Here is an 11,834-nt window from a genome sequence, read left to right as displayed (position 1 = left end):
GTTAGATTTGGGGAAACGCAGGTTCGACCACCGCTATGCGGCAGCCCTACCTCTGTTTGACGGTGGATTCCCTGACAATCAGCCGGGGCTCCAAGGTGATTCTCTCAAAGGCTCTAGCCTCATCATCAATACGGAGCAGTAGACTCTCTACGGCAATACGCCCCATTTCCGCTACTAAATTGGATACCGAACTCACTTTAGGCCTGGTTAAATTACACCATGGGATATTATCGATTCCCACGACAGCGACATCCTCCGGTACGCGCAGCCCCAGATCGATCAGACCTTGAACGACACCGATGGCCACAAGATCATTGGCTGCGAACACCGCATCGGGGATTTCATTCAAATTATAAAAATAACGGGCTGCTTCGAGGCCGGTATCGATGGCCAGTCTTTCGCCGTTGTACACTAAAGCGCTGTCGAACTGCATAAAATGAGAGGCAAGCGACTGCTCGTAGGCTGCATAGCGAGTTCCACGGTGTACCGTCGTGCTGCCGGCATAAGCAATGCGCCTTCTGCCGATGCGGATCAGATGATCCATCGCCATGTATCCTTCGTTTTCTCTCAACCCTACCGTATCTGCCGGCATATTATCCTCGTAATTTCCGATCAGGGTAACGGGAACGCTCGCTTTTTTTATAATCTTGTTTAACGTCTTCGGATGGCTGATCGATAGCAGGACGATCCCGTCCACATGCATATCGCTTGCTTCCTTGATGACGGCCAGCTCCTCGGACGGGTTGCCGTAATGGTTGATCAGCACTACGCGAAAGTTGTTTTGCTTCGCCACTTGTTCGGCGCCCCACGCAAGCTCCGGATAATACGGGTTGCGAATATCGTCAATGGCGAGCGCAATTTGGCGGCGCAGCTTGGTCTTCAAGCTTCGCGCCATCATATTCGGCGTAAAGCCAAGCTCTTCAATCACCCGGTTCACTTTTAACCTTGTGACGGGTTTCACCCCGGGGGCGTTGTTAATAATGCGAGAAACGGTAGATTTGGCCACTCCCGCCGTCCTGGCGACGTCATTAATGGTGACCTTGGGTCTTGTTTCCAATGTCATTCCCCCTCTCGAACCCGCTTTGGAATCGATTCGATTCTCAAATTCATCGTGATGGAGCTATCCCTTGACCGAGCCCATCAGCATCCCTTTGTTGAAATACTTTTGCATAAAGGGATAGCCGACCAATAGCGGTAATGCGGTCAAAACAATCGCAGCCATCTTCACTGCCGGACTGTACTGGAAGGTTGTGGCCATAGTCTCCATGCTGCCGTTAGCTTCGTTCATCATTTGCCGCAAGAATACCTGCAAAGGCCATTTATCCGAATCGTTCAAATACATGACAGCATTGAAGTAGGCGTTCCAGTTCTGCACCGCATAGAAGAGTGTTAACGTAGCTACCGCCGGTAAAGAAAGCGGCAGAATCACTTGCCAGAACAGCCGCAGCTCCCCACAGCCGTCAATACGGGCGGATTCTTCCAGCTCTATCGGTATATTCTGAAAAAAACTGCGCATGACGATTAAGTGAAACGGTGCAATTGCTCCTGATAAGAAAAGCGCCCAATAGCTGTTCAGCAGATGCAAGCTTTTGACAACCAGATATGTCGGGATCATTCCTCCCCCAAATAACATGGTGAACAGCACCATGAAATTGAGTACCCGCCTTCCGCCCAGCCATGGCTTGGAAAGCCCATAGGCCATGAGAGAGGTCAGCACCATGTTCACCGTCGTGCCGACGAGCGTGATATACACCGCATTCTTGAACGAAATAACGAATTGCTCGCTGTTCATCAGATAGCCGTACGCATTGATCGTCCATTGATGAGGGATCAGAAAAAATCCGCGTGTAACGATCTCTTCTCTTGGCGCGAACGAGGTCAGCACCACGTATAAGAACGGAAATATCACGGCTATCAGGCTGATCACCAATATCCCCTTGGATATAAAGGTAAACATGAGATCTTTATCGCGGATATGAAAGCCCTTCATCCTAGTACACCCCCTCATGACCGAACGCTTTGGCCAAGCGGTTGGCCAAGACGATCAACAGCAGCCCGATCACCGATTTAAATATGCCTACCGCTGTGGAATAGCTGAAATTGCCCTGCAGTACGCCATTGCGGTAAACATACGTATCAAATACGTCCGCCACATCCAGATTCACCGGATTTTGCAGCAGCAGAATGTGCTCAAAGCCAAGGTCCATGATCTGGCCAAGCCGCAAAATAAATAGGATGACAATCGTCGATTTTAACGCCGGCAGCGTGATATGCCACACCTGTCTCCAGCGGTTCGCCCCGTCTACGACGGCTGCCTCATAGAGTGTCGGATCTACGGCCGCAAGGGCAGCCAGAAAAATAATGGCATTCCAGCCGCTTTCTTTCCAAATATTTTGGGTCACATACACGCCTCGAAAATAATCCGAGCTCGTCAGCCATTCGATTCGCTCATACCCCATGCCCGCAAGCAAATTGTTGATCGCGCCGTCCTGTGTCGCAAGCAGCAGCGCCGTGATACTGACGACAACAACCCAGGATAAAAAGTGCGGCATATAAATAACGGTCTGCACGATCCTTCGGAACCATGACTTCCTTGCCTCGTTCAACAGAATGGCGAACAAGATCGGTGCCGGAAAAAACAAAAACAAATTCAGCGCGCTCAGCATCAACGTATTTCGGAGCAGCGTCCAAAAGTCCGCATCCGTAAACAAACGCTGGAAATGGTCCAGACCGACCCAGGGACTTTCAATAAAGCCCGCAAACGGATCATATTCCTGAAATGCTATCACCAATCCGCCCATTGGAATGTACTTGAAGATAACAAAGTATAAAAAACCCGGGAAAATCATCAAGTATAGAGGAAAACCGCGTTTCCAATTCACCCGCCGAATCCTATTTGCTTGGGCAGAGACATATGCTTGGGAGGCTCTATTTGTGTGTTTTCCGCTTCTCATTTCATCTACCTCTGAACTATGTCATGTTATTGCTGAGATTTCTGATAAGCTTCGTTATATTCTTGGGTAATCTTGTCGCCGCCGTCCTTCTTCCACTGTTCCACAGCTTGATCCAAAGAATCGACCGGCTGTTCGCCCATAATGACTTTGATTAAAGCAGTCATGAATTTCTGATCAATGGTCGCTCCGTTTTTGACATCGGTCGGTGATTCCAATCCGGCCGCAACATTCGTCCATTTGAACGGTTCGCTGTTTTTGAACCATTGATTGACGTCGTCAGCCGTTTTTTTATCGTCCCAGAGACGAATTTGCGTATTAAGGTCGAATCTGCGCAAATACCACGCTGAAATCAGGATCGGACGGTCCTTATCGAACGCATCCAGCTTCGTATATTTGTCGCCGTCTTTTTTATAGTGGACCCCTTCGATCCCGTTCTTCGTCAAAATATTCCCTTCATCGGACACCAGATAATCAAACAGCTTCAATAGTCTTTCTTGCTTCTTCGGATCAATTTTGGAATTAATAACGATTCTTTGGGTTATTGAATTTGTCGCTGTTCCTTGCAGTCCCGTAGGCCCTTTTGGCGGCAGGAGCTGCACGGTTTCCGCTTTAGGATCGATTTTCTTCACATTCGGAACAATGGTCTGATATAACACATTCGGCACGACATCATCGATACCCACTTTGCCCGCCTCGTATTTGTCCTGCGGGTCCTTCACCTTATTGATGGCAAAATCTTTGTCCATCACGCCCTCTGTATACGCTTTATTCAAAAAGGAGGCAAAGTCCTTGAGCTCTTTATTCTGCGTATGCCAGCTGATCAGCTTGCCATCCTTCAACCCCCAAATATTGACGAGACCGAATGCCGCCTTAATCGGATCAATATGCTTGAAGTCCGTTTTATTCGGTGCCAGCGAAACCGAGAAACCGTACGTATCGTTTTTCCCGTTTCCGTCAGGGTCTTGCTTGGCGAAGGCTTTGGTGACTTCGTAAAATTCATCTACCGTCGCCGGCATTTTGAGTTTAAGTTTATCCAGCCAGTCTTTTCGAATGCCGAACGAGGTCTGGGTTTCGATCTGATAATAAGGAAAGCTGTAATACTTGCCCTTCGGGCTCATAAATTGCAGCTGTTCTTCACCGCCTAGTTGTTTGGCCAAGTTCGGATATTTGCTCAGAAACGGTTTGATGTCAAGAAATACACCCTTATCCCGCCATTTCAAAAAGTCATCTTTCATAAGCAGGAACGAATCCGGAAAATCCCCTGAGGCGGCCAGCACGTTCATCTTCTCTTTATAGTTATCCTGTGAAACCCACTGGAACTTAAGATCCACATTAAATTTCTTATTGAGATAATCGATCATTGGATTGTTTGTCGGCCATCCCCCTCCTTCATAGCTGATTGCCATAATATTAAGTTCCAGCTTATCCTTCAGATCATCCGTCGTGCTTGGACCGGCTGTTGCTTTACTCGTTTCCGGGCTCGTCGTTGTGCCGCTGGAGCACCCTGCAACCGCCCCTGTCGCCAACAGAACAGCTAAAGTGATTGGAATCCACTGTTTCATTTTGAATACGCCTCCCGTGCATTGATTTATAAAATATGCATCCCCCGCTGGCTGCCTCCTTCTCATTCCGCTGCCGATGGCTTAGGCGAAAAGAGCTGCATTCAGAGCGCTGCTGCCCAGAGGTCAAACTCCTTGGAACAAAGCTGCAACATTGGAACCGGTTCGATTTTAATCTATGTAGCAACTTCCTTTTCCATGCCGAAACACAAAAAAGGAGACTACGCCAATTAAACATGCGTGTCTCCGGTGGTCCGGTCAACAAGGATATGTAGATAGCTTATAATTCCAATCCAGTTACTGTGTTTTATTCTAACGAGTTCCCTTTAAATCGTCAATAGTTTTTAGGTCTGAGGAAATTAGTCTTGTGAATCGCCACAATAAAAAACTGCCCCCCAGCCAAAATATCGCTGAAAGAGCAGTTCGAATAAACATTATTTAGGTTCGTTCAAAATATAGTCAACCAATTCGTCCAGCGGCACCGTCGCAAGAGCGATCGCTGTGTCCGTAACACCATAATAAATATATAAAAGTCCGTCTTTCACTACATTGCCTGTTGGGAAAATAACGTTTGGAATTTGGAAACCAAACTTCTCGTAATACGTTTCCGGCTCCATGATGAAATTATGGGTTCTGGCAATAATTTTCTCCGGATTCTCTAGATCGAGCAGCAGCGCCCCAACTCTGTACACGGTATCTTTATCAACACCATGATACAGCGTTAGCCAGCCTTTATCTGTTTTGATCGGAGGTGTGGAGCCGCCGATTTTCTTGAATTCCCAATCGTCGTTTTCCGCTTTGGCGAGCAATTTCGGCTCTTCCCAGTCGATCAGGTTGTCGGAATAGGTGATCCACATCGCCGCTTTTTCCGTGCCGTACTTCTCGCCGATATACTCTTCCGGACGGCGCAGCAGTACATACTTGCCGTTAATTTTCTCAGGGAACAGGATGTTGTCCCGGTCATTAATATCAAGCGGAGTCGTATCGCACAGGTACTCCCAGTTAATGAGATCCTTCGACGTCATGATCCCGGAACGGGTGAGCCAGTGCTCTGGCTTCTCTCCCCAACCGTCCGGATATGTCGGAACTGAACGTTCCGGAATGCCGGCTCCGGTCGGATAGTAGCTCATCGCGCAAGGACGCAATGCATAGTTCAAGTAAAACGTATCGTCGATTTTCACGACACGCGGGTCCTGTACGCTGCCGTACGGAAATCCGAGCATGTCCGGCGTAACGATCGGTTGATCCACCACATGGCGGAAATTAACGCCGTCATCACTTTCCAAGAGTCCTAGGAAGTTTTTGCAAGGCGTCAAAGATTCTGCCGTACGCTCAATCATGTAGAACTTGTCGTTGTCGATAATGACGGCCGGATTAAAGACCGTCACTTTACGCCAGTCGTATATGCCCGGAACCACGATTGGGTTAGCGGGATGTCTTGTGATTTTCATGGTGGTGCCTCCTGATCAATAATTGTCTGTTGTCCATTATGTCTTGCCGTTCACCTCATTATATAACTGTCCAGTGAACGCCTCATATCCGTGAAAGTTTAGAAAATATCCAGATTTTTATGAATGCCGTCCGAAAAACTAACGTGTGATGTGAAGCATCGTTTCGGCCGTGTGCTGCGAGTCGCTTCCGACCCTGATTTTCACATTTCCCGGCTCTACTTTGAATGCCATTCCGGCATCCCAGATGGCCAGTTCCTCGAAACCAAGGTGGAAGATGACGGTCTTCTGCTCACCAGGAGCCAGCTCCACTTTCTGGAATCCTTTGCATTCGATGATACGCCGGGTAACGCTCGCTTCCATGTCTTTGATGTAGAGCTGAACAACCTCAGTTCCTGTCAATGCGCCTGTATTTTCAATGTCAACCTCGATCACAACAGAACATTCGTTCCCTAATTCTGTTGTAGAGACATTCGTTTGAAGGAGGCGAGGTTGTCCGTAATTGAACGTCGTATAGCTGAGACCATATCCGAACGGGTACAGCGGGTCTGAGGTCATATCGCGATAAACGCGCTTTCGACCGGGGTCCTTCTGGTTGTAATATACCGGAAGCTGCGCGGTTGACCGCGGCAGCGATACAGGCAACCGGCCGCTCGGATTGACATCTCCGAACAAGATTTCGCCGATCGCCTGTCCGCCTTCCTGGCCCGGATACCATCCGCAAAGAATGGCATGACAAGCATCCACGATGCCGGTTAACGCATGCGGCCGCCCTTGGATCAAAACGGCGATGACCGGCGTTCCCGTCGCGGCGATCTCCTTCACAAGCTGCTCCTGTACGCCTCCGAGCCGCAGATCGGACAGATCGACGCCTTCCCCGCAGTCCATCTCGGAGGGATTGCCTGCCGTAATGATCGCAGCCCCGTTCGTATCAAACCCCTGATCGAAGCGGCGAGCGCTGCTTCCTCCCAATACAAGAACGGCCACATCCGAATCTTTGGCGGCGTTGATCGCCTCTGCGAAGCCGGCTGTCGACTCGTCGCGAATGCCGCAGCCTTTCGCGTAGACGACCTCCGTCCCGCTTCCAGCGGCCATGCGAATGCCTTCCAGCACCGTTGTACCTGTGCCTTCCCGCTGTGTGGACGTATAATCGCCTAGCTGGTTATACAGCTGATGCGCATTCGGCCCGATGACGGCGATGCGTTTCAACGTTTTACTTAACGGGAGTTGATTCCCCTCATTTTTGAGTAAAACGGCCGACTCCCGGGCAACCTGAAGATTGGTACGGCGAAACGCTTCGTTGCCAATGACGCGTGCAGCCACAGTTTCGTCCGTATAAGGCTGGTCGAACAGTCCCAATAAGAACTTAAGCCGAAGCACACGGCGAACGGCCCGGTCGATTCGCTCTTCATCCGTTACCCCATTCATAACCGCATTCTCTAGTGTAGTGAATGCCTTATCCCACAAGCTGAGATCGACGCCAGCGGCTAACGCGGCGGATGCAGCCGACTCCGAATCGGCCGTCTGTTGGACGAGCCGGTCCACCGCTTCTCCGTCCGCCATGACGATGCCCTCAAAACCCCATTCTTCACGCAGAATGCCGGTCAACAGCTTCGTATTCATATGGCACGGCACACCGTCAATTTCGTTGTAAGCGGCCATACACCCCATCGCTCCCGCTTCGACCCCAGCCTTCATGCCCTGCAGATGAATTTCCCGCAGCTCTCGTTCCCCAATATTCGCCGGACCAGCATTGCGTCCACCAACGCAAGCGCCTTGCGCGCTTAAGTGCTTCAGCAATGCGACAACTTTGTCCGGTCGCGATAACTCTTCCGGCGTCCGGCCTTGTAAGCCCCGTACGACGGCTTCGGTCATGCGTGAAGCATGGTACGGATCTTCGCCGTAGCATTCCTCCGACCGTCCCCAGCGTGGTTCGTACAAAATGTCGAGCGCGGATACCAGCGCAAGATGTGCGCCCCGCGCCCTAATTTCTTCCGCCGCATGAGCATATGCTTGCTCGATCAGCTCAGGATTCCAGGTCGATCCCGCACCGATATTGACAGGCAGCAGTGTTCCGTCCAATGCCTGGTGACCGTGGGGACACTCTTCCGACAGCAGGACAGGAATGCCCAGCCGGGTATTCTCGATGACATACCGCTGCACCTTATTGGCGATTTTCGAGCTTTCGCCTGCCGGAATGCCGTTCTCATAAGTGACCGCGGACCAAGGATCGGCGCGAAACAAACCGTACAATGCGCCCATACCGTCGCCGAATGCCACTTCCTTCTTGAACGCATCCGTCAATTCGATGCCCTGTTCCGTTCGGCGATAAGCTTCCCAACCGTACATCTTCTGATTAAGCTGGCCGACCTTCTCCTTTAACGTCATGCGCGACAACAGATCGTCCACCCGTTCTTCGATGGGAAGTTGCGGGTTTCTATATTTCTCCATCCCCAAATTCACACTCTTTTCTTGTCATAAGTAGCAAGTTGCGAACCGATTCTCAAGTCGTATTTAGATCGCGATATTCTGTCGGCGTCATGCCAGTATACGACTTAAAGATTGAAACAAAGTATTTATACTCCTTATAACCCACTTTGTCGGCGATCTCGTATACCTTGTCATGCGTTTGTAAAAGCAGCTGTTTGGCCTGCTCGATACGAAACTGGTTGACGTACTCCGTGAAGCTTTTTCCAGTGCTCTGTTTGAAAATATAGCTAAAATAGCTGGGCGTAATTTTCAGCCAGGCTGCCACATCAGCCGCCTTCAATGCGCTCCCGTTGTGCTCAAAGATATATTTTTTCGCTTTTTCGATAATCCAATAAGGCTTGGAAATTCCGCTCATCTCGATTAATGTAAGGACGGCCGTCAAATCTTCCTTCGCAATTTGGCTTATAGCCGCATAAGAGTTAAGTGCATCTAAATCCAATGGAGCTCTATTCAAAGCATCCAAATCTTTGATCCCACTCTCCCTAAGCCGCTGCTGCAGCAGAACACGGATTTCGCCGTACGCGATAGCCGTCTCGTCCAACAAATAACCGCGACTTCGGAAAAACCCGAAGATGTCGGCGATCAGCGTTTCAATTTCTGCTAGATCATACCGAAACAGAGCATGCATCAAATTTTGCACCATTTCAGCGCCGGGAAAATGTTCCGGAACCCCATCGCGCTTACGGTCAGCCTGATCTTTAAATTCCACTGTTAATATGGCCTGGTCATCCAACACATGATAATTCAACAGTAGCCTGGCCTCGCCACAGTGTTCTGCCGTGTCGGCAAGCGAGTCATAGGCAGTCGAAATGCTGCCGTACAGCGATTCCGGACCTTGCCAAGCCTGCAACATCTCATCTATTGCTTCGTTCCACGCAAGTTCCGTGGTGAGCCGGTTCGATGTATCCACGCATAGTGTGAAAAGTAAATTGGCATGATCGAATACCGATAAACAATGGATCGCATGCTTTTCAAGCGAGAGGTGAACATGGGTCATCCATGCTTCCTGAAGCGATTTATGCTCGGCAGATGATGTCACCGAAAACCATTGGTAATAACGGTTCATCTGTGTAGCAATTATCCGGAATTGAGCCCCAGGTTGAAGAGCTGGCATGACGCTCGATAAATCGTAAGAAGAGTTGACGCCTCGAACGACATTGGAAAGCCACATCATTCTGTTCTCGTTGTCACGATTGACCTGCTCCGCTTCCTTGCGCACCTTGGCCACAATGTTGCGGACGAGTCTCAGCAATTCGTCTATATCCACCGGCTTGAGCAAGTAATCGGATACACCTAGTCGAACCGCCTGTCTGGCATACGCAAAATCCTCGTATCCGCTTATAATCACGATTCGGACATTAGGCAAGGCTGACATGAGATGCTCAGCAAGCTCCAGGCCGTCCATCCCGTTCATCCGAATGTCGGTCAGCACCAAATTCACCTTGTGCTCCTCAGCAAGCCGAAGCGCTTCCGTACCGTTATATGCCTCCCCGATCACTTGAACGCCAAGCTCCTCCCAAGGGATCGTGTATCTTAAGCCTTCGCAAATTATCGGCTCATCATCGACAATTAACATTTTAACGTTCATGCCATTCACCGCCGTTCTGCGATTCATAAGGAATGATTAAACGAATCCAGGTCCCTTCTACAGAAGCCTCAACAATTTCCAGCCCGTATCCCGCTCCGAATACAATTGACAAACGCTCGTGAATATTCGCCATCGCTCCCCGATGATCACTATAGCCTGATCTTGTGAGCGATTCCCGAATCTCTGCGATCTGCTCGTGGCTGAGTCCTCTGCCGTTATCCTGCACGTCAATCCATATATCCTGATTAACTTGATAGCATTTCACTTTAATGAAATTACGTGGTTGACCGCTATCTAGACCATGCTTCAGGAAATTTTCCACAAGCGGCTGAATGGTCAGCTTCAAAATAGCCGCATCAGCGATATGTGCTTCCGCTAGCAGGGAGTACTCCAGCTTGCCGCCTAAGCGCTTCTGTTGAAGAAACAAATAAGATTGGACGAATTCCAGCTCCTGCTGAATGGTTGATCTGTCTTGTTCCCGGCCCAGGCTGGAGCGAAAAAACTTGGATAACATCTCGATAAGCTGGCTAGTCCGGGAAGCTTTCTCCAGTCGGGCGGTCCAGCGAATCATATCTAAGGTATTGTATAAAAAATGAGGGTCCATCTGTTTTTGCAGCAGCTTCAGCTCGGATTCCCGCTGTCTAAGCTCCAGCTTGTATTTATATTCAATGAGTTCTTGGATCGTCATCACCATACCGTTAAACTGCCTGTTCAGCTCGGAAATTTCATCGTGCGACTCAATCGGTACTCGGACCGTAAAGTCGCCCTGCTTCACACGACCCGTTTCCCGTTTTAACCGCAAAATCGGAAGAATGATCGTGTAGTGGAATCCAATCAACGCCGCTAACCCGAGGATCAGCGTCGCGACGATAATCAGCAGCATGATAAATTTTAAACCGGCTGTATTTTCGTTCATCGTAGCCTCGGGAACCATAGCGACAACTTGCCATCCGGTATTTTCCATCGACTGATGAAACGTGAGATAAGAGGCTCCGTCCAGCTCATAAGTGAACGTATCCCCGCCATGCTTGCGCAGTGTATCGAGCAGCGCCTTGTCTGTATCCCGCTCGCCGGTCACCTTCTCATCCGAAGTGAGGATTAAATTCCCCTCTCTGCCCACAATAAAGATAATTCCGGTTTCTTTGAAAATACCGCTTTTCAGTAAATTCACGATGCTTGACGCATCAAGACGGATAATGAGTTTGCCCAGGGGCTGCGTAATTTCATCGAACGAATTGATAATCCGGAACAAGGAAATGACCTTCGTTGGCCCGTACCAATCACTTGTAACCGGATATGCTTCGCTCCAGACCAAACCGCCTTTGCGCTGCGCTGCGCGCTGAAGCCATTCGTTCTCATTCCCGCTGACCGGCTCCCCCATATGGATTCGATTTTCGTTCAAGCCTTGAATCATGATCGACTTGATATAATTTTTGGACATTAATTGAAACGTAAGAAAACCCTCGATATTCTCCTTATAGAGCTCCGTCTGTTCTCCTGTCATCCATAAACCCGACGGGTGCAAAAAATTGCGGATATCAGGGCTAAATATCATATAATCCGCGATATCCTCCACCATCTTCGTTTCTTCCGTCAGCTGATTCGTAACGGTATCGAGACTCCTTTTGGTGGATTCAACGAATTGCTGGGTCAAGATGCGACTAAACTGATGCTGAACGAGAACTCCGACTCCGAATGTAGGCAAAGTAACAAACAGCAAAAATATGAGGAACGCTTTCCGCTTCAAGCTGAAGTTTCCGAACTTCCACAAACGAGCCCGCATTGTACTTTTCTC

General features: G+C 49.4%; 8 protein-coding genes. All 8 read right to left on the bottom strand.

Annotated elements, in window-relative coordinates; genetic code table 11:
* Nucleotides 1–46: 46 nt before the first annotated feature.
* The 8 genes from AC3WTJ_RS01900 to AC3WTJ_RS01865 all read right to left on the bottom strand — a co-directional run bounded on the left by AC3WTJ_RS01900 (nucleotide 47) and on the right by AC3WTJ_RS01865 (nucleotide 11,822).
* Nucleotides 47–1,063, bottom strand: coding sequence for a LacI family DNA-binding transcriptional regulator (locus AC3WTJ_RS01900; RefSeq protein ID WP_492520306.1), 1,017 nt, complete (start codon nucleotides 1,061–1,063; stop codon nucleotides 47–49).
* 57 nt (nucleotides 1,064–1,120) lie between these two features.
* A complete protein-coding gene (locus AC3WTJ_RS01895; RefSeq protein WP_492520305.1) occupies nucleotides 1,121–1,990 on the bottom strand; it encodes a carbohydrate ABC transporter permease in 870 nt (289 codons plus the stop codon).
* 1 nt (nucleotide 1,991) lies between these two features.
* A complete protein-coding gene (locus AC3WTJ_RS01890; protein WP_492520304.1) occupies nucleotides 1,992–2,954 on the bottom strand; it encodes an ABC transporter permease in 963 nt (320 codons plus the stop codon).
* Between the two features lie 26 nt (nucleotides 2,955–2,980).
* Nucleotides 2,981–4,516, bottom strand: a complete 1,536-nt coding sequence (locus tag AC3WTJ_RS01885; protein WP_492520303.1) for a type 2 periplasmic-binding domain-containing protein — start codon at nucleotides 4,514–4,516, stop codon at nucleotides 2,981–2,983.
* A 431-nt stretch (nucleotides 4,517–4,947) separates the two neighbouring features.
* Entirely contained in the window at nucleotides 4,948–5,964 is a 1,017-nt protein-coding gene (locus AC3WTJ_RS01880) for a glycoside hydrolase family 130 protein (RefSeq protein ID WP_492520302.1), read from the bottom strand.
* A 138-nt stretch (nucleotides 5,965–6,102) separates the two neighbouring features.
* On the bottom strand, nucleotides 6,103–8,412 hold the full coding sequence (locus AC3WTJ_RS01875; RefSeq protein WP_492520301.1) for a glycoside hydrolase family 3 N-terminal domain-containing protein: 2,310 nt from the start codon (nucleotides 8,410–8,412) through the stop codon (nucleotides 6,103–6,105).
* A gap of 52 nt (nucleotides 8,413–8,464) precedes the next feature.
* Nucleotides 8,465–10,039, bottom strand: coding sequence for a response regulator transcription factor (locus AC3WTJ_RS01870; protein WP_492520300.1), 1,575 nt, complete (start codon nucleotides 10,037–10,039; stop codon nucleotides 8,465–8,467).
* Nucleotides 10,029–11,822: a cache domain-containing sensor histidine kinase gene (locus AC3WTJ_RS01865; protein WP_492520299.1), complete on the bottom strand. Its 1,794-nt coding sequence runs from the start codon at nucleotides 11,820–11,822 to the stop codon at nucleotides 10,029–10,031. Before AC3WTJ_RS01865 ends, AC3WTJ_RS01870 begins: the two co-directional genes overlap by 11 nt.
* Nucleotides 11,823–11,834: the final 12 nt, after the last annotated feature.

It is taken from the genome of Paenibacillus sp. FW101-FHT12H11, from assembly GCF_058790355.1.
This window is presented reverse-complemented; position numbering and strand designations above follow the sequence as displayed.